Origin of the sequence: Microvirga calopogonii, assembly GCF_003347665.1 — a bacterium.
In the GTDB taxonomy this organism is placed as follows: Bacteria; Pseudomonadota; Alphaproteobacteria; order Rhizobiales; family Beijerinckiaceae; genus Microvirga; species Microvirga calopogonii.
In genome coordinates, this window is record NZ_QDGA01000019.1 from 63,447 (window position 1) to 81,893 (window position 18,447).

Sequence of the window (18,447 nt, forward strand, 5' to 3'; positions counted from 1 at the left end):
AGCCTTGAAATGGGGGCCGAGCGGGTCTGCCGCTAATCGTCGAGCGCCCCGCCTTCCGGAGGGGTGTCCAGGTCGAGGCCGGACCGGAGGGCGGCTTCGTCTGCCGCGTCCTCCGCATCGGCCGCGATACGCTCGTAGCGGTCGAGGGCGCCTTGGAGGATGTAGGCGGCCGCCATCTTGTCGACGGCGTCCGCCCGCTTGGCGCGGGACGCATCCGCGTCGAGGAGCGTGCGGGTCACCACCATGGTGGACATGCGCTCGTCCCAGAACAGGACGGGCAGCGGCAGGAGGGGCTTCATGTTGCGCACGAAGGCGCGGGTCGCCTGGGAGCGGGGACCCTCCGTGCCGTCCATGTTGAGCGGCAGGCCGAAGACGAGGCCGCCGACCTCATAGCGGGCAACGAGATCCTTGATCCGGCCGACATCGGGGGTGAACTTCACCCGCTTGATCGTCTCCAGCGGGGTGGCGATGCGCCGCTCCACGTCCGAGAGCGCGAGGCCGATGGTCTTGGTGCCGAGATCGAGGCCCATGAGGCGGGCGCGGGGCGGCAGGCCGTCGATGAAGGCGACCAGTTCGTCGTCTCGTGAGATCATGGGCGGCCTCCTCGTGCACCTGCCGGAGTCCCAGCCAGTATAGGGGAAGTGGGCGGACGTCGAGACGGGAGAGTGGTCGCCATCTCCGATCATCCTCGACGTCATCACCGGCCTCGTGCCGGTGATCTCGATTGCGGGAGCGCGGCGGTTCACAGCATCGGGATGGCCGGGACGGATCCCCGGATCAAGTCCGGGGACGGCCATGACGTGGTGGGTGGCGTCCCCGGCGGCCGCAGTTCGAGAATGACAAACCCATGTCATGCCGCGCTCGTCAGATCAGGCGAAGACGGAGCAGGGCTCAAGGTGCCGCCGCGTGACGGCAGAGCTTCGCCGGAGCGCCTGAAGAGGTGGCAGGACTCGCGGATCAGATCCAGGTTGACGGTGCTGCCCGTCTCATGACGCGCATCGCCCGGCTCGCGCACGGTCATGCGGCGGCCCTGGCCGACATCGACGTAGAGCAGGTGGTTCTCGCCAAGCTCCTCCACCAGCTCGACGCGGCCTGTGAGGGAGCCCTGGGGGCTGACCCGCACGTGGTCAGGCCTGACGCCGAGGGTGACGGGCTCGCCCGGCTGGACGGCTTCCGGGGCCACCGGGACCGACAGGGTTCCGCCACTGGGAAGGCTCACCAGCACCTCGTCCAGCCCGACACCGGCAACCTGGCATTCGATGAAGTTCATCTGCGGCGAGCCGATGAAGCCGGCCACGAAGAGATTGGCCGGCCGGTGATAGAGCTCCAGCGGCGTGCCGACCTGCTCGATCCGTCCTCCGTTGAGCACCACGATCCGGTCGGCGAGCGTCATCGCCTCCACCTGATCGTGCGTCACGTAGATCATGGTCGCGCGCGTATCGTTGTGGAGCTTGGCGATTTCGATGCGGGTCTGCACGCGCAAGGCGGCATCGAGATTGGAGAGGGGCTCGTCGAAGAGGAAGACCTTCGGGTCGCGCACGATGGCACGGCCGATGGCGACGCGCTGGCGCTGGCCGCCGGAAAGCTGCCGGGGCTTGCGGTCGAGGAGGGTGTCGATCTGCAGCATGCGTGCGGCCTCGCGTACCTTGGCGTCGATCTCAGCCTTCGATGACTTCGCCAGTTCCAGACCGAAGGCCATGTTGTCGTAGACGTTCATGTGCGGGTAGAGCGCGTAGGATTGGAACACCATGGCGATGCCGCGCCTGGCCGGCACGAGATCGTTCACGCGCTCGCCGCCGATGAAGAGATCGCCCGCCGTGATATCCTCGAGCCCGGCGACGAGGCGCAGCAGCGTGGATTTCCCGCAGCCGGACGGGCCGACGAAGACCACGAACTCGCCGTCGCGGATGTCGAGATCGACACCGTGGATCACCTTCACCCGGCCGAAGGATTTTTGCACGTTCTTGAGGACCACATCAGCCATGTGCAGACTTCCTGAACTAAGTTTTTTCTCGCATCTTTGCACGCAAAACCGGTTCCCACTTTTGCGTTCGATGCTCTAGCCCTTCACCGCGCCGGCCGTGAGGCCCGCGACGATCTTGCGTTGGAACACGAGCACCAGGACGATAATCGGGATCGTCACGATGACGGAGCCCGCCATGATCGTGCCCCAGGGCAGTTCATAGGCGGTCGAGCCGCTCATCAGGGCGATGGCGGGCGGCACGGTGCGTCGTTCGTTGGTGAGCGTGAAGGTGAGGGCGAAGAGAAACTCGTTCCACGAGACGATGAAGGCGAGCAGCCCCGTGGTCACGGCGGCCGGTGCCATGAGCGGCAGGAACACGCGCCGGACCACGATCCACGGCGTCGCGCCGTCGACGAAGGCGGCCTCCTCGATCTCCTTCGGCAGCTCGCGCATGAAGGTGGTGAGCACCCAGATCGTGAAGGGCAGGGTGAGCATGAGGTTGGCGAGGATCAGCCCCGGCAGGGTGTTGTAGAGCCCGAAGCTGCGGATCAGCTCGAACATCCCGGCGAGCACCGCAACCTGCGGGAACATGGAGACGCCCAGGATCGTCATGAGCAGAAGCGAGCGGCCGCGAAAGGCGATGCGGCCGAACGCATAAGCCGCCGTGATCCCCAATCCCAGGGACAGGATCACCACGGAGCCCGACACGATGACCGAGTTCAGAATGTTCCGGCCGAAGGGCTGGCGCTCGAACACCGCGATGTAGTTCGACGGATCGAAGCTCTCCGGAAGATAGGCCACCGAGAATAGCGCACTCCCTGTCCGGAAGGACGAGACGATCGCATAGTAGAATGGGAAGAGCGCGAAGAACGCGATGACGGTCACGAGCAGCCAGAAGCCGGTCCGGGCGAGAAGTCTCATCGCGGATCCTCCCCGAGCCGTACGCGTCCGGCCGCGAGGGTGATCACGACCACGAGGGCGATGATGAGGAAGATCAGCGTCGATGCGGCGGAGCCGAGGCCCACTTCCTGGAAATCGACGAGCTGCTGGCGCGCATAGACGGACATGGAGGCCGTGTCCTTCGAATTCGACGTCAGGACATAGATGAGATCGAAGACCCGCAGGGCATCGAGGGAGCGGAAGATCACCGCCACCAGCAGCGCCGGCTTGATGAGCGGCAGGGTCACGCGGAAGAACACGCGGACGGGCGAGACGCCGTCCACCTTCGCCGCTTCGTAGATGTCCTGCGGCAGCATCTGGAGCGCGGCCAGGATGAGCAGCGCCATGAAGGAGGTGTGCTTCCAGACGTCCACCATCACGGCCGCCCACAGGGCCGTGTCGGCATTGGCCGTCCAGCTGACCGGCGCGGCGATCAGGCCGATGCGCAGGAGGAGGTCGTTGATGACGCCGAACTGGTCGTGCAGCATCCAGCTCCACATCTTGGCGGACACGATGGTCGGGATCGCCCAGGGGATGAGGATGACGGCCCGCATGAGGCCGCGGCCCGGGAACGCCGCGTTCAGGATCAGCGCCACGACGATGCCGAGCACCGTCTCGAGCGAGACCGACACGAGGGTGAACCACAGGGTGTTCCAGACCGAGCGCCACCAATCGGGCTCGATCAGGATCCCGAACCATTCGCCGTCGTAATTGGCGAGGTAGTTTTCCAGGCCGATGAATTGGTAGTCGCTCAAGTCGTTGAGGCTGGCATCCGTGAAGCTGAACCAGATCGTCCGCGCCAGGGGCCAGCCCGCGATGAGCGCCACGACGATCAGGCTCGGCGCGATGAAGAGCCATGCCGCCCTGACCCGCGAACGTGTCAGCGACGAGCGGCGCTCCCGCGCCTGCTGCGCGATGGGGGCGCCGGCCTCGGCGACGGCGCTGCCCATGATCATTGCCAGCCGTTGCGCTTGATCCGCTTCAGGTCGCGGTCGAGGCGGTTCAATGCCTGCGCAGGCTCGGAGCGCTTCGAGAGAACCTGATGCACCGCGTTGAAGAATTCGGTCGAGACCTTGTTGTAGTTCTGGCCCGTCACGGTGGCCGGGCGCGCGACCGCATTGCTGAACACGTCGACGAGGTCGCCGATGAAGGGGTTGGCCTTGGCGATGTCCGCATCGCTGTAGAGCGACACGATGGTCGGGTTGAAGGCACCTTCGACCGCGCGGCGCTTCTGTTCGGCCTCGCCCGTCAGGTACAGGACGAGATCGGTCGCGGCTTCGGCGTTCTTCGAATATTTGGAGACCGCGAGAAGCTGGCCACCGAGCGTTCCCGCATGACGTCCGTCCGCGCCTCCTTTCGGCAGGGGCGCGATGCCGACCTTGTCCTTGATGGTGCTGTCGGCGCCCTGCGCCAGCGCCCAGGCATAGGGCCAGTTGCGCATGAACGCCGCATTGCCGGCCTGGAAAACGCCGCGGGCTTCCTCCTCCGTGTAGTTGAGCACGCCCTCGGGCGTGACCGTGCCGACCCAGCCGGCGGCGGTCTTCAGCGCCTCGGCGGCCTTGGGGTTCTCGATGGTGACGTCCCCCTTCTCGTCGACGATGGTGCCGCCGTTATAGGAGGCGATCCATTCGAGCGCGTTGGTGGTCAGGCCCTCATAGGCACGGCCCTGCCAGGTATAACCCCAGAAATCGTTGCGGCCCTCCTTGCGCTCGCCCTCCTGGATGAGACGGGCGGTCTCGGTGAGGTCGGCCCAGGTTTGCGGCACGGGCCGCTTGTACTTGTCCAGAAGGTCCTTGCGGTAATAGAGCAGGCCCGCATCGGCGAACCACGGCACGGCCATCAGCTTGCCTTCGATCCGGCTGGTCTCGACCATGGCTGGAAGATGGTCGCCGATTGCTCCCTGCGCCTTGGAGGTCAGGTCGAGGAGGTGGTTGCCGAGGGTGCCGGTCCAGACCACGTCGATCTGGAACACGTCGATGTCCCCGGCGCCGGCCGCGAGAAGCTGCTGGTAGAGCGCAAGGCGTTCGGTCGCCGAGTTCGGGGTCGAAACGATCTTGACCGTATGGCCGGTCTTTTGCGCCCACGCGTCGGTGCCCTGCTTGCAGATCTCGTATTCCTTGCCGAGTGCGCTGCACGAGATGGATATCTCGACCGCCCAGGCACTGGTGGATGCAAGAAGCCCGGCGGCTGCGGCAAAGCTGGCGATGAGGCGGGACATGGCAATCCTCCTGCAGGCTTGATGTTTATTGCTTAGCTTCTTAAAGCCCCACCTGCCGATTTGTTCCTGTGGGACGTGGTCAGGGGGCGCGGCTGCCCCATCTCATGTTGCCGAAAGCGAGGGTATTCCCATGAAAATTACGTGGTTCGGTCATTCCGCCTTCCGGCTCGATTTCGCCGGCAAGGCCGTGCTCATCGATCCCTTCTTCACCGGCAATCCGGCCTTCGAAGGCGACAGGGCCAAGATCATCGAGGGAATCTCGCACATCCTGATCACCCACGGGCACGGAGATCACGTCGGCGATACGGCCGACATCGCGAAGGCGACGGGCGCCAAGGTCGTGACCAATTTCGAGCTCTGCATGTATCTCGCCAAGCAGGGCGTCCAGAATTTCGATCCCATGAACACGGGCGGCACGACGGACCAGGACGGCTTCACCGTCACCCTGGTGCGGGCGGACCATTCCGCCGGCCTCGTGGAGATGGACGTGAACTTCCCGCTCGGCAACGCCAACGGCATCATCGTCAAGGCTCCGGGGGAGCCGACAATCTATCACATGGGCGACACGGACATCTTCGGCGACATGGCCCTGATCGCCGAGATCCATCGGCCCGACGTGGTGATCGCCCCCATCGGCGACCGCTTCACGATGGGCCCCGAAGTCGCCGCCCTGGCGGTCGAACGCTATTTCAGCCGCGCCAAGGCCGTCATCCCCTGCCACTACGCCTCCTTCCCACCGCTCGTTCCCAATGCCGACCGCTTCGTCGCGGCCCTGGACGGCAAGGGCATCCAGGTGGTGGTGCCGCACAAGACGGTGGGCGTGACCGTATAAAAGCAACCTGCACGTCATCACCGGGCTTGTCCCGGTGATCCCGATGGCATGAAGCGCGGCGCTTTTCCGTATCGGGATGGCCGGCACAAGGCCGGCCATGACGTTGAGGGCGCCGTCGTAGGAGGGCGCCCCGCACATCCAACGTTGCCCCCCGAGGCGGGCGGGTGCTATAGGCCGCGGAAGCGAATTCCAAGAGGTTAGACCATTCATGTCGGTCGATGAGAAAACGGTCCGCCGCATCGCCCATCTGGCGCGCATTGCCGTGACGGATGCGGAGGTGCCTCATCTCCAGGGCGAGCTCAACGCGATTCTCTCCTTCGTCGAGCAACTCAATGAGGTGAACGTGGAGGGCATCGAGCCGATGACCTCCGTGACGCCCATGGTCATGAAGAAGCGCCAGGACGGCGTGACCGATGGCGGCTACGCGGAGAAGATCGTCCGGAACGCTCCCGCAACGGAAGACAACTTCTTCCTCGTGCCCAAAGTGGTCGAGTAAGGCGTAGGCTTATTCGACCATCCCCGGGCAAACGCAGTGCGACCCGGGGATCTCCCGCAGAATAAGGCGTGGATGGCCGGGACAAAAGCCCGGCCATGACGTAGAAACAGAGATCCAGTCCCGTGACCGAACTGACCCATCTCACGATTGCCGAGGCCCGCGACGGCCTGAAGGCCAAGTCCTTCTCCGCTACCGAGCTCGCCCAGGCCCATCTCGCCGCCATGGAAAAGGCGAGGGCGCTGAACGCCTATGTGCTCGAGACGCCGGACAAGGCGCTCGCCATGGCCAAGGCCTCGGACGAGAGGCTGTCCAAGGGCGAGGGCGGGGCACTCGAGGGCATTCCGCTCGGCATCAAGGACCTGTTCTGCACGGACGGCGTGACCACCACCGCCGGCTCCAAGATCCTGAGCAGCTTCAACCCGCCTTACGAATCCACCGTCACCCGGAACCTCTGGAACGACGGCGCCGTGATGCTCGGCAAGCTCAACCTGGACGAGTTCGCCATGGGCTCCTCCAACGAGACCAGCGCCTTCGGGCCGGTGGTGTCGCCCTGGCGTCGCGAAGGCTCGAATGTGAGCGCGGGCGCGTCCGGCGCCATCGAGGGCTCTCATCTGGTCCCCGGCGGCTCCTCGGGCGGCTCGGCTGCGGCAGTCGCTGCCCATCTGTGCCTCGGCGCCACCGCGACCGATACCGGCGGCTCGATCCGCCAGCCGGCGGCCTTCACCGGCACCGTGGGCATCAAGCCGACCTACGGGCGCGTGTCCCGCTGGGGCACGGTGGCCTTCGCCTCGTCCCTGGACCAGGCCGGCCCCATCGCCCGCACCGTGCGCGACACGGCCATCATGCTGCGCTCCATGGCGGGCCCGGACGATAAGGACACCACCTGCGTCGACCTTCCGGTGCCGGATTTCGAGGCGGCCGTCTCCCGTGGCGTGAAGGGCCTCAAGATCGGCATCCCGAAGGAATACCGGGTCGACGGCATGTCGCCCGAGATCGAGGCGCTCTGGCACCAGGGGGCCGAATACCTGCGCGCCGCCGGGGCCGAGATCGTCGAGGTCTCCCTGCCTCACACCAAGTATGCGCTGCCGGCCTATTACATCGTGGCACCGGCCGAGGCGTCCTCGAACCTCGCCCGTTACGACGGCGTGCGCTACGGCCTGCGCGAGAACGGCCGGGACATCGTCGAACTCTACGAGAAGACCCGTGCCGCCGGCTTCGGCCGCGAGGTCAAGCGCCGCATCATGATCGGCACCTATGTGCTTTCGGCCGGCTATTACGACGCCTATTACGTTCGGGCGCAGAAGCTGCGCACCCTGATCAAGCGCGACTTCGAGGAAGTCTATGCCCAGGGCGTTCACGCCATTCTGACGCCGGCGACACCCTCGGCGGCCTTCGGCATCGGCGAGAAGGGCTCGGGCGATCCGGTCGAGATGTATCTCAACGACATCTTCACCGTGACGGTGAACATGGCCGGCCTGCCGGGCATCGCGGTACCGGCAGGGCGCGACGCTCAAGGGTTGCCGCTCGGCCTCCAGCTCATCGGACGCGCCTTTGACGAGGAGACCCTCTTCGCGGCTGGTCAGGTGATCGAGGATTCCGTCGGACGCATCGAACTGCCCAAGGCCTGGTGGGCTTGAACGGCGTGCATCCCACCGTTCCCGTCATCCATCTCTGGGACTGGCTGCCTGCGGCCTTCGATCCGGTGCTGGTTCTCCTCGCCGTCTGGCTCGGCTGGAAGGCCGACCAGTTCGGCAAGGTACTGATCATCGGCATGATCGCCCTGGCCGTGTCGGCGCTCGTCTCCTGGGGGATCAGCAGCCTGGGGCTGCCCTGGATCGCGCCGGTGCGCTCCGACGGGCTGACCCTGTTCCCGGTCCGCTTCGTCGCCGCGATGCTCTGGGCCACCGGTGCCTATGCGGCCCGACGGGTGGTCAGGCGTTAGATCTCGGCCAGCGCATCGAAGCTTTGCCCGGGTTCAAGACCCGGGAAGAACTGCTTCCTATGGAAACCTGGGTGCCCTCGAAGCGATGGTGGCGGGGTAGTCGGCACGTTTCAGCTCACCTTCATCCCCCCAATCTCACCGGGCGCGGTGCAATCCGCGTGAAGGTGGAAGGCGGCGTGTCGGTGGACCGGCATCGGGGCGTCGATGAGTGCCTTCGTCGAAGACCATGCCCGCAGCCATGAAGCAGCCGCTATGGCGTTGACCTTCAACAAGACCCGTGAGGACGGCCCGCCGCTTCTATAAGAGGCTGGGGTTTACACGCAGCCATGAGGGATCTAAGAAAGAAACATAGTTTCAGGGGGCTTCCATGACGACAAACAGGCTTGAGGAGCTTTACCATACTATAGGTCATGCCATTGCGGACACGTTGGAAACGAACTGGTCCAAGGCATGGATCGTCGCAAAATTGGGGGATGACCATCTGGCGAGTTCGATTTCAAATACCAGGCCAGAGCTGAAGAGCCGGCGATAAGCTTCGCCCGGGAAGTCGCTCCAAAAATGCATCTGATCTACATTGCATTCGATGAGATCAGAGCTTTGACCTGCGAGGCAGGGCGTGGTCACTGGACTTCAGCATTATTCGAGTTGGGCAATGGCGGAAGCTTCAAATTGAGCTTCTCGTACGACGACTGATAAGGCGCGCTTTGGGCCGCGGCGATCGAGCTGACCTCCGACTAGACCAGCGACGACACGCATCGGTTCTACGAGCGGCCGGGTTTCGCCCACAGTTATGAGGGTTTCAAGAAGAAGTCCTGACAATCTCGAATGTGATCAGGTCTCGTCGTCCGGGTGGCAGCGGAACCATACGATGTTTCCTTCCTGATGCATGACAAGATCGATGAACACTTCATTCGTTGCCAAGCATCGTAGGCGAAATCCGCCTTTGGTTTGCACTTCGGCGCAAAGCGCCTCAAGCTCAGCATCTTCATCAGGCCATGATTCTGTATCTGTGAAGTAAGGCCGGAAACGCTCGAATTTCGCTGCGTCCAGCAAGGTTGCGTATGTCCAGGGATAATCGATGCCGTCGACTTCCATGAGGGCAATCATTTCACCCCCAAGTTCCAGCGCCAAACGCTTGGAAGAGGGCTCTTTAGGTGCAAGAACTCTCCTCAGCCGAGACCACATATCCGAGTCCTTGCATATTATGCGTGACCGGTTCGGTCACGCATAACAGTGACCTCAAGCCTTCGTGCCGCCCTTGAGGCGCGTGTTGCACTCGCTCCAGAACTTTGGCCACTTGGCGTCCTTGGCGAGCTTGCCGCCAGCCTTGGCTTCCTTCCACTCCGCGCTGCATTTGCTCAGGCGCTCGCGGGCGGCGAGCTGGGCGGCCGTCGGTTCCTTTTTCGGCTTCGTCTCGGCGGCAGCCTGGGCGGCCCCTGCCATGGATAGAGCCAGCGCGGCGGCGAGGGCGGAACTCACGAAACGGTTCATCAGAGAATCCTCAGAGATTGAATGTCACAACGTATCTCACGATGAAACATGGGAACGTGCAAGGGCCGAAGAGTGGCCGGGCAGCCTTTCCACGGAATTTCATTGCGTTGGAGGGTGCGCATCCCGATCTTATGTCTTAACGTCCGGCGCGGATCCGTGCGTTATGTAAGGAGAGGAATATTCATGGCGGCTTCCACGCAGCGACCGATCGATCTCTATTACTGGCCGACCCCGAACGGATGGAAGATCACCATCATGCTCGAGGAATGCGGGCTGCCTTACGCGATCCATCCGGTCAATATCGGCAAGGGCGACCAGTTCCAGCCGGATTTCCTGGCAATCTCGCCCAACAACAAGATGCCCGCCATCGTCGATCACGACGGCCCCGACGGGCGGCCGATCTCGGTGTTCGAGTCCGGAGCGATCCTGCAATATCTCGGCCGCAAGACGGGTAAGTTCTATCCGCAGGACGAGCGCGGGCGGGTCGAGGTCGATCAATGGCTGTTCTGGCAGATGGGTGGCTTCGGCCCCATGCTCGGCCAGACGCACCATTTCCGCATCTATGCGCCGGAACAGGTGCCCTATGCCATCGAACGCTACACCAACGAGACCAACCGTCTTTACGGCGTGCTGAACAAGCGCCTCGCGGACCGGGAATTCGTGGCGGGCGAGTATTCCATCGCCGACATGGCCGTCGCCCCCTGGGCGAAGTTGTGGGAGCGCCAGGGCCAGAACATCGACGATTTTCCCCACGCCAAGCGCTGGCTGGAAACCGTTCTCGCGCGCCCGGCGGTCCAGCGCGGCATCAAGGTGAGCTCGGAAGACCGCGAGAAGACCGACCTGACGGACCCCTCGGTTCAGGCAGTGTTGTTCGGTCAGAGGGCGAGGTAGGCTGCACTGCATCCTGATGGGAACCGCAGTGTCGAGGCTTCATGGGCGATTTCAATACGATTCTCGTCGATTCCCAAGTAAGTCTCGACGATGCTCCCCATGAAGCCGCTCGGATGATCTCCTGGCTTCAGAGAGGGGGGATCATCGGCCCTGCCAAAGTCGAGGAAGGATATCGCCGCGGTCCGGACGGTTCTTACGCCAAGGTCGACGTCAACGTTTACAGGCCTGGAGCGAAATTCAGGGAAGCATCCGAGGGCGACGGACCCCTGAAGCTGAGCTACAACTACTTAGAGGTCACGACGGAACGGACTATCTTTACCGCCGGTGACAACGGCATCGGGATCTATTGCACCCAGTGCGATGCCGAGCAGACCAGGTTGGGGGATGAATGGAACAATGCTTTCCAGACATGGTTCGATGGGCATCCCGAGCCTCTGACATGCATCCAGTGTGCGCAAACAGCTCACCTTTCAGAGTGGCGTTTCGACCCCGTCTTCGGCTTCGGTAATCTTGGCTTCCGCTTCAACAACTGGTCTCTTTTGTCTTCTTTCCTCCAAGCGTTCGAGCGGGAGTTGGGGCGTCCGCTCACGATCGTTCACCAGCACCCATAGCATCAAACCCGCTCAATTCGTCTTCGTCCAGGTCTGCGACCGGCAGATGAGCCCGCCAAGGACGCAGCCGGAGAGCTGCAGGGTGGTCGGGCTCATGACCTTGAGCTTGCCGGTATAGGTCTTGCCGTCCTGGGGATTGTAGAGCTGGCCGCTGTAGCCGTCCCCTTCCGGCTTGGCGTCCCAGATCATCCGCACGCCCACGATGTTGCGGTCCCGCAGCTTCGGATCCGCGTTGTTCGTGTCCTTCTCATAGGTGGAGGACACGATCGTGCCGCAATAAGCGCCGCCGCACTGGGCGATCCTCACCCGGGTGTCGCCGCTTTGCGTAAGCCAGGTCCCGCTCGGATTGGCACTCTGGGCCAGTGCCGGAAGCGCAAGAAGGACAAGGCCGAAAGCGGCCAGGATCGCTCGTTTCATGGCAAATTCCCTCTGTTCGGCCCTCATTGGCCCCATCCGGTTGAAAGATTAGGGGAGGCCATTAAGCTTTCCAAGCAGGTCGGGGCAAAAGGCGCTTGAGGGGGAGGGACCTCGCCGTTATAAGCGCCGCACTTCATTATTTCCCATCTCAGATCAAAGCGAGTTCCCATGGCCATCGAGCGCACCTTCTCCATCATCAAGCCCGACGCGACCGAGCGTAACCTCACCGGCGCCATCAATGCCGTCATCGAGAACGCCGGCCTGCGCATCGTGGCGCAGAAGCGCATCCTCATGAGCCGCCGCGAGGCCGAGACCTTCTATGCCGTCCACAAGGAGCGTCCCTTCTTCGGTGAACTCGTGGACTTCATGATCTCCGCTCCGGTCGTCGTTCAGGTTCTCGAAGGTGAGGGCGCCGTGCTCCGCTACCGCGAGATCATGGGTGCCACCAACCCGGAGAGCGCCGCCGAGGGCACGATCCGCAAGCTCTACGCCAAGTCTATCGGCGAGAACTCGGTCCACGGCTCCGACAGCCTCGACAACGCCAAGATCGAGATCGCCCAGTTCTTCTCGGGCAACGAGATCGTCGGCTAAGCTCTTGGAGCATAGCCTTCATGTTCAGGCCGCCCTCTGGGCGGCCTTTTCTTTGGCCTCCCGCTCCGTCATGATGCGCCCGCCATGAACCAAGCTCCCCGCATCGAACGCCGCTCGTCCGTCTGTCCGCACGATTGCCCCTCCGTCTGTTCCCTCGAAGTCGAGGTGATCGACGGGCGCACCATCGGGCGCGTGCACGGGGCGAAGAGCAACAGCTACACGGCGGGCGTCATCTGCGCGAAGGTGGCGCGCTACGCGGAGCGCATCCACAACCCCGACCGGCTGCTCCATCCCATGAGGCGCACCGGGCCGAAGGGCTCGGGCCAGTTCGAGCGCATCTCCTGGGACGAGGCTCTCGACATCGTGGCCGAGAAATTCCTGGAGGCGGAGCGGGCGTTCGGGTCGGAATCCGTCTGGCCCTACTACTATGCCGGCACCATGGGCTACGTCATGCGCGACGGCATCAACCGCCTGCGCCATGTGAAGAAGTATTCCGGGCAGTATTCCACCATCTGCACGGCCATGAGCTGGACCGGCTACGTGGCCGGCACCGGCCACTTGCGGGGCTCCGATCCGCGCGAGATGGCGGTCTCCGACTGCATCGTGATCTGGGGCACGAACCCGGTTCACACGCAGGTCAACGTGATGACCCACGCGATGAAGGCCCGCAAGGAGCGCGGCGCCAAGCTCGTCGTGATCGACATCTACCAGAACGCCACCATGAGGCAGGCCGACATGGCGCTCCTGGTGAAGCCGGGAACCGACGGAGCGCTCGCCTGCGCGGTCATGCACGTGCTCTTCCGCGACGGGCTGGCGGACCGGGATTACCTGGGGCGCTATACCGATCATCCGCAAGAACTGGAAGAGCACCTCAAGACCCGCGATCCGGCCTGGGCCTCGGCCATCACGGGCCTGACGGTGGAGGAGATCGAGGCCTTCGCCAGGCTCGTCGGCACGACGAAGCGGACCTTCTTCCGCCTCGGCTACGGCTTCGCGCGCCAGCGCAACGGCGTGGTCAACATGCATGCGGCCGTGTCCATCCCGGCCGTGACCGGCGCGTGGCAGCACGAGGGCGGCGGCGCTTTCCATTCGAACAGCGGCATCTTCCACTGGAACAAGGCCCTGATCGAAGGACACGACGCCATCGATCCCGCGATCCGCATTCTCGACCAGTCGCAGATCGGCCGTGTCCTCACGGGCGACGCGAAGGCGCTCTACAACGGGCCGCCCGTCAAGGCCATGCTGATCCAGAACACCAACCCGGTCTCGGTCGCTCCCGAGCAGGAGCTGGTGAAGCAGGGCTTTGCCCGCGAGGATCTCTTTGTGTGCGTCCACGAGCAGTTCATGACCGAGACGGCCCTCATGGCCGATATCGTCCTGCCGGCGACCATGTTCATGGAGCACGACGATCTCTATTCCGGCGGCGGCCACCAGCATTTCCAGGTCGGCCCCAAGCTCATCGATCCGCCCGGCGAGTGCCGTTCCAACCACGAGGTGTTCCGCGGCCTCGCCACGCGCCTCGGCGCCGAGCATCGCGGCTTTGCCATGGAACCACGTGAGATCATCGACTGGACGCTCCGGAATTCCGGCTGGGGCTCCCTGGAGAACCTGGAAGCCCAAGTTCATTTCGACGCGCAGCCGCCCTTCGAGGAGGCGCATTTCCTGAAGGGCTTCGGCTATCCGGACGGCAAGTTCCGCTTCAGGCCTGACTGGGCCACGGTCCCGTCCTACAACAACGGCGCCATGGGTCCGTGGGCCGAAATGCCGGCCTTCCCGGACCATTGGGGCGTGATCGAGGCGGCCACAGAGGAACACCCGTTCCGTCTCGCCACGAGCCCGGCCCGCAACTTCCTCAATTCGAGCTTCACCGAGACGCCGACCTCCCTCGACAAGGAGCGGCGGCCCGAGGTCATGATCCACCCGCTCGATGCCGAACGGCAGGGCATCGCCGATGGTGACTGGGTGAAGCTGAAGAACCATCGTGGCGAGGTCTATCTTCGCGCCAGGCTCTTCGACGGGGTACGGCGCGGCGTGCTCATCGCCGAGGGCATCTGGCCCAACGCCGCCCACCCTTTCGGGCGCGGCATCAACACGCTCACCGGCGGCGACCAGGTGGCGCCCTATGGCGGCGCGGCCTTCCACGACAACCGGGTGGCGCTGGAAAAGGCCGATCTCGATCCGGCCCTGGAACTGCCGATTGCGCGCAAGCACCATCGCGCCGAGGCGGTGGTGGGTTAGTCCTCGACGGAGAACGATCAATCCGCGTTGGGACGGGTCTCGCACCACGTCATGGCCGTCCCCGGACTTGATCCGGGGATCAGTCCCGGCCATCCCGGTAAGGTGAGGCTCGGCGCATCAGGCAATCGAGATCACCGGGACAAGCCCGGTGATGACGTGCGGGTCGACGATGACGCCCTCGACCCGCTCAGCAAGCAATCAGTCACACCTCCTTAAGCCTGTTCGCAACTCCCCCCTTGATCCCGAACGGCCAAGCCTATTCTAAAACGCCGAACGTGATTTCATCTCTGGGGAGCTATCCATGACCTCGATCATCCGCGCGCTGCTCGTCTCGGCGGCCTTGTCCGTCGGCGCGACCTCGGCTTATGCGGCCGCGTCCAACATGCCGACCCAATACCAGCCCGATCCGGCCCTGAAGACGGAAAGCGTCTCCCAGCTTCGCGCCCGTGTCAGCCAAGCCTGCTCGATCACGCAAGCCAAACTCCAGAGCAGCGTCAGCGAGGCATCTCTCAGCCGCTCCTGCGATTGCTATGCCGGCCGGACGATGCGCTCGCTCAGCGCCGATGAGCTCCAAGCCTATCGCGACACGGGCGTGTTCAACGAAACCGCCCGCGCGAAGGCGCTGTCCGCCCTCGATTCCTGCAAGCTGCCGCGGCCGCAGATCTAAGGAGACCCGACTGGCGTTGGCGACGGGGCGGTTGCTTTGCCGCTTCCGGTCCGATGCTCTAGATTGGCCGCCATGCGCGCATCCGTCAGTCTCGCCCGCTTCTTGTCCCTCGCACTCGCGGCTTTGGTCGCGTGTGCCATTCCGGTGCCGGGAGCCTCAACGCTTCAGGCGCAGGACATGCGCGTCGCCACCGAAGCGCAGTTCCGGGACTGGCTCACGCAGACCGTGTGGCCCGACGCGCAGAAACAGGGTGTGTCCCGAGAGACGTTCGAGCGGAACCTGTCCGCCATCAGGCTGGATTGGGATCTGCCGGAACTTCGGCCGCCCGGACAGGCGGCTCCGTCCGACGATCAGCGGCAGGCGGAGTTCCAGCGTCCGGGGCGCTATTTCGTCGAGGCCCAGCTCGCCTCCCTGGCGAAAGACGGGCGCGAGTTGCTGCAGCGATGGGCCTCTGCTCTCGATGCCGTCGAGCGGCGCTACGGCGTGCCGCGGGAGATCGTCGTTGCGATCTGGGGACGGGAATCACATTTCGGCCGTGTGACGGCGCAGTATCAGGCGCTGCGGGTCCTGGCCACGCAGGCTTTCATGGGCCGCCGACGGGAACTCTATTATCCGGAGCTTCTGGCCGCTCTGCTGATCCTCGAGGAGGATCATTTCTCCGGTGAGGTGCTGCTGTCGTCCTGGGCCGGCGCCATGGGGCAGCCGCAGCTTCTCCCGTCGAAATTCCTGCGATACGCGGTCGATGCCGATGCGGACGGGCGGCGGGACGTCTGGAATTCGGTGCCCGACTCTCTGGCATCCATCGCGAATTATCTGCGTGAGCATGGCTGGAAACCGGATCTGCCCTGGGGCTTCGAGGTGAGCCTGCCGCAGGAGGTCTCCTGCACCCTCGAAGGTCCTCGCCAGGGCAAGCCTCTGCAGGAGTGGATGCGGCTCGGGTTGAAGCCTGTCGGCGGCGCCTCGCCCGAGTGGAGCGGCGACGCAACCTCTTTCCTGGTGATGCCTGCGGGCCGCTTGGGCCCTGCCTTCCTGGTGTCCGAGAATTTCTATGTCCTCAAGCAGTACAACGAGTCCGATTTGTACGCTCTCTTCATCGGCCATCTCGCCGATCGCATGCGTGGCGCCCAGGCTTTCGTGGGACGCTGGCAGCCGATCGATACTTTGCGGCGCGGCAACATCCAGGCCATGCAGGAGCGGTTGAAGAGCCAGGGCTACGATGTCGGAAAGGTCGATGGTCTCGTGGGCTTTGCCACGCGCACGGCTATCGGCCAGTGGCAGAGCAGGAGCCGGCGCGACGAGACCTGCTTTCCCGATGCGGCGCTCGTCCAGGCCATCCGCTGAGTCCGCATTCAGAGCGGATCTTCATCCTGGCGAATGCAGCGAGCCGCTCGCATCCCAAGCATGTGAAAACACCACCCGGCCCTTTTCCAGCCGGGCCGATCCGTCGCAGATCATCCGCAGGGCTTGCGGATAAAGCCTGTGCTCCTGCACGATTACGCGGGCCGCAAGGCTTTCTTCCGTGTCGTCCGGCACCACGGGCACGGCGGCCTGGGCGATGATGGGGCCGGCATCCAGTTCCGGCACCACGAAATGCACCGTGCAGCCGTGGACCAGAACGCCTTCTTCCAGGGCGCGGCGGTGGGTCTGCGTGCCCCGGAAAAGGGGCAGGAGGGAGGGATGGATGTTGACCATCCGGCCTGCCCAGCGCTCCACGAACCAGTCGGTCAGCACCCGCATGAAGCCGGCAAGGCAGATGAAGTCGATGGCATGCGAGGCGAGGGCCGCGTCCATCGCCTTCTCGAAATCCTCGCGGGTGGGATGCGCCTTGTGGTCGATCACGCAGGTGGCTATCCCGGCCTCCTGCGCCCGTTCGAGGCCGGCCGCGTCGGGGCGGTTCGACAGCACGAGGGCGATCTCGGCCGGAAAACCCTCGGCGCGAGCGGCCTCGATCAGCGAGACCATGTTCGAGCCGCGGCCCGAGATCAGGATGGCGACGCGGCGGCGGGTCATCAGAACTTCAGGGAGCCCGAGGTCTGGACGCGTTCACCGCCCGCATGCGCCACGGTTTCGCCGATGCGAACCGGGTTTTCGCCGGCCTTCGCCAACCGCTCCATCACGGCTTCGGCCTTGTCGGCGCTCGCCACCACGATCATGCCGATGCCGCAATTGAATGTGCGCAGCATCTCGGCCTCGGCCACGCCGCCGGTCTCAGCGAGCCAGCCGAAGACGGGCGGGACGGCGATCGCATCGAGATCGAGGCGCACGCCGACGCCGTCGGGCAGGACGCGCGGGATGTTGTCCGGGAAGCCGCCGCCGGTGATGTGGCAGAGCGCGTTGATCCCGTCGCCGCCTTTGAGCACCTCCAGGAGGGACTTCACGTAGATCCGGGTCGGCTCCAGCAGGGCCTGGGCGAGAGTCTTGCCCTCGGCGAAGGGAGCGGGCGCATCCCAGGCGAGGCCCGAATGCTCGACGATCCGGCGCACGAGCGAGAAGCCGTTGGAATGGACGCCCGAGGAGGGCAGGCCGATGAGCACGTCGCCGACATTGACGTCCTTTGGAAGAAGCGTGCCGCGCTCGGCTGCGCCGACGGCGAAGCCGGCGAGGTCGTAGTCCCCTTTGGCGTAGAGCCCCGGCATCTCGGCGGTTTCGCCGCCGATCAGGGCGCAGCCCGCCTGGAGGCAGCCCTCGGCAATGCCCTTGACGATGTGGACGCCAACCTCGGGAGAGAGCTTTCCGGTGGCGAAATAGTCGAGGAAGAAGAGGGGCTCCGCGCCCTGGACGATGATGTCGTTCACGCACATGGCCACGAGGTCGATGCCGATGGTGTCGTGGATGCCCGTCTCGATGGCAATCTTGACCTTGGTGCCGACGCCGTCATTGGCCGCGACCAGGATCGGGTCCTTGAAACCGGCCGCCTTGAGGTCGAAGAGCCCGCCGAAACCGCCGATCTCCGCATCGGCGCCCGGCCGGCGCGTGGACCGCACCAGGGGCTTGATCTGGTCGACCATGGCGTTGCCCGCGTCGATATCGACGCCCGCTTGGGCATAGGTCAGGCCGTTCGTCTGCTTCTCGGTCGTCATGGCTCACCCCGTGTTGGCTCGGGCAGTAAGGCGAGAGGGGGCGGGAGGCAAGGGGAGAGTTCGCATTTTGC

20 protein-coding genes are annotated in these 18,447 nt (G+C 64.4%); 10 read left to right on the forward strand and 10 right to left on the reverse strand.

All coding sequences use genetic code 11. The annotated features are described in order from the left end of the window. Positions 1–32 precede the first annotated feature (32 nt). The 5 genes from ruvX to DDF70_RS16295 form a co-directional block, all read right to left on the reverse strand. Positions 33–593, reverse strand: coding sequence for a Holliday junction resolvase RuvX (gene ruvX / locus DDF70_RS16275; RefSeq protein WP_114945907.1), 561 nt, complete (start codon positions 591–593; stop codon positions 33–35). Between the two features lie 257 nt (positions 594–850). Beyond that, a complete protein-coding gene (locus DDF70_RS16280; RefSeq protein ID WP_114945908.1) occupies positions 851–1,984 on the reverse strand; it encodes an ABC transporter ATP-binding protein in 1,134 nt (377 codons plus the stop codon). Positions 1,985–2,059: 75 nt separating this feature from the next. Continuing rightward, entirely contained in the window at positions 2,060–2,884 is an 825-nt protein-coding gene (locus tag DDF70_RS16285; RefSeq protein ID WP_114945909.1) for a carbohydrate ABC transporter permease, read from the reverse strand. Continuing rightward, complete coding sequence (locus DDF70_RS16290; RefSeq protein WP_114945910.1) at positions 2,881–3,858, reverse strand: carbohydrate ABC transporter permease; 978 nt, start codon at positions 3,856–3,858, stop codon at positions 2,881–2,883. The genes DDF70_RS16285 and DDF70_RS16290 overlap by 4 nt, the downstream gene beginning before the upstream one ends. Next, the gene (locus DDF70_RS16295) at positions 3,855–5,120 is read right to left on the reverse strand and encodes an ABC transporter substrate-binding protein (RefSeq protein ID WP_114945911.1); all 1,266 of its coding nucleotides are present in this window, start codon (positions 5,118–5,120) and stop codon (positions 3,855–3,857) included. Before DDF70_RS16295 ends, DDF70_RS16290 begins: the two co-directional genes overlap by 4 nt. 130 nt (positions 5,121–5,250) lie before the next feature. Here DDF70_RS16295 and DDF70_RS16300 point away from each other — a divergent pair, with 130 nt between their 5' ends. The 4 genes from DDF70_RS16300 (at position 5,251) to DDF70_RS16315 (ending at position 8,390) form a co-directional block, all read left to right on the forward strand. Beyond that, positions 5,251–5,952: a metal-dependent hydrolase gene (locus DDF70_RS16300; protein WP_114945912.1), complete on the forward strand. Its 702-nt coding sequence runs from the start codon at positions 5,251–5,253 to the stop codon at positions 5,950–5,952. A gap of 208 nt (positions 5,953–6,160) precedes the next feature. Continuing rightward, positions 6,161–6,448: an Asp-tRNA(Asn)/Glu-tRNA(Gln) amidotransferase subunit GatC gene (gene gatC, locus DDF70_RS16305; protein WP_114945913.1), complete on the forward strand. Its 288-nt coding sequence runs from the start codon at positions 6,161–6,163 to the stop codon at positions 6,446–6,448. Between the two features lie 122 nt (positions 6,449–6,570). After that, positions 6,571–8,085, forward strand: coding sequence for an Asp-tRNA(Asn)/Glu-tRNA(Gln) amidotransferase subunit GatA (gene gatA / locus DDF70_RS16310; protein WP_114945914.1), 1,515 nt, complete (start codon positions 6,571–6,573; stop codon positions 8,083–8,085). Positions 8,086–8,090: 5 nt separating this feature from the next. Continuing rightward, positions 8,091–8,390 (forward strand): hypothetical protein, encoded by a 300-nt coding sequence (locus DDF70_RS16315; protein WP_425374082.1) that lies wholly within the window; start codon positions 8,091–8,093, stop codon positions 8,388–8,390. An 831-nt stretch (positions 8,391–9,221) separates the two neighbouring features. On the opposite strand, the gene DDF70_RS16320 is transcribed toward DDF70_RS16315, so the two are convergent. Beyond that, positions 9,222–9,485, reverse strand: a complete 264-nt coding sequence (locus tag DDF70_RS16320; RefSeq protein WP_162820445.1) for a hypothetical protein — start codon at positions 9,483–9,485, stop codon at positions 9,222–9,224. Positions 9,486–9,629: 144 nt separating this feature from the next. Continuing rightward, the gene (locus DDF70_RS16325) at positions 9,630–9,881 is read right to left on the reverse strand and encodes a hypothetical protein (RefSeq protein ID WP_114945916.1); all 252 of its coding nucleotides are present in this window, start codon (positions 9,879–9,881) and stop codon (positions 9,630–9,632) included. Positions 9,882–10,064: 183 nt separating this feature from the next. Here DDF70_RS16325 and DDF70_RS16330 point away from each other — a divergent pair, with 183 nt between their 5' ends. After that, on the forward strand, positions 10,065–10,772 hold the full coding sequence (locus tag DDF70_RS16330; RefSeq protein ID WP_114945917.1) for a glutathione S-transferase N-terminal domain-containing protein: 708 nt from the start codon (positions 10,065–10,067) through the stop codon (positions 10,770–10,772). A gap of 41 nt (positions 10,773–10,813) precedes the next feature. Further along, a complete protein-coding gene (locus DDF70_RS16335) occupies positions 10,814–11,383 on the forward strand; it encodes a hypothetical protein (protein ID WP_114945918.1) in 570 nt (189 codons plus the stop codon). 12 nt (positions 11,384–11,395) lie between these two features. Here the strand turns inward: DDF70_RS16335 and DDF70_RS16340 are convergent, their stop codons facing one another. Then, entirely contained in the window at positions 11,396–11,800 is a 405-nt protein-coding gene (locus DDF70_RS16340; protein WP_114945947.1) for a DUF2147 domain-containing protein, read from the reverse strand. Between the two features lie 168 nt (positions 11,801–11,968). Between DDF70_RS16340 and ndk the strand changes: the two genes are divergently transcribed. The 4 genes from ndk to DDF70_RS16360 all read left to right on the forward strand — a co-directional run bounded on the left by ndk (position 11,969) and on the right by DDF70_RS16360 (position 16,637). Next, positions 11,969–12,391 carry a nucleoside-diphosphate kinase gene (gene ndk / locus DDF70_RS16345; RefSeq protein ID WP_114945919.1) on the forward strand — a complete coding sequence of 141 codons (423 nt, stop codon included), beginning with the start codon at positions 11,969–11,971 and terminating at the stop codon, positions 12,389–12,391. Positions 12,392–12,475: 84 nt separating this feature from the next. Further along, positions 12,476–14,629 carry a molybdopterin-containing oxidoreductase family protein gene (locus DDF70_RS16350; protein ID WP_114945920.1) on the forward strand — a complete coding sequence of 718 codons (2,154 nt, stop codon included), beginning with the start codon at positions 12,476–12,478 and terminating at the stop codon, positions 14,627–14,629. A gap of 301 nt (positions 14,630–14,930) precedes the next feature. After that, positions 14,931–15,296 (forward strand): hypothetical protein, encoded by a 366-nt coding sequence (locus DDF70_RS16355; RefSeq protein ID WP_114945921.1) that lies wholly within the window; start codon positions 14,931–14,933, stop codon positions 15,294–15,296. A 72-nt stretch (positions 15,297–15,368) separates the two neighbouring features. Further along, entirely contained in the window at positions 15,369–16,637 is a 1,269-nt protein-coding gene (locus DDF70_RS16360; protein ID WP_114945922.1) for a lytic murein transglycosylase, read from the forward strand. Between the two features lie 21 nt (positions 16,638–16,658). Here DDF70_RS16360 and purN read toward each other — a convergent pair whose 3' ends face one another. Further along, complete coding sequence (gene purN / locus DDF70_RS16365; protein ID WP_114945923.1) at positions 16,659–17,306, reverse strand: phosphoribosylglycinamide formyltransferase; 648 nt, start codon at positions 17,304–17,306, stop codon at positions 16,659–16,661. Then, positions 17,306–18,376, reverse strand: a complete 1,071-nt coding sequence (purM, locus tag DDF70_RS16370; RefSeq protein ID WP_114945924.1) for a phosphoribosylformylglycinamidine cyclo-ligase — start codon at positions 18,374–18,376, stop codon at positions 17,306–17,308. Before purM ends, purN begins: the two co-directional genes overlap by 1 nt. Positions 18,377–18,447 lie beyond the last annotated feature (71 nt).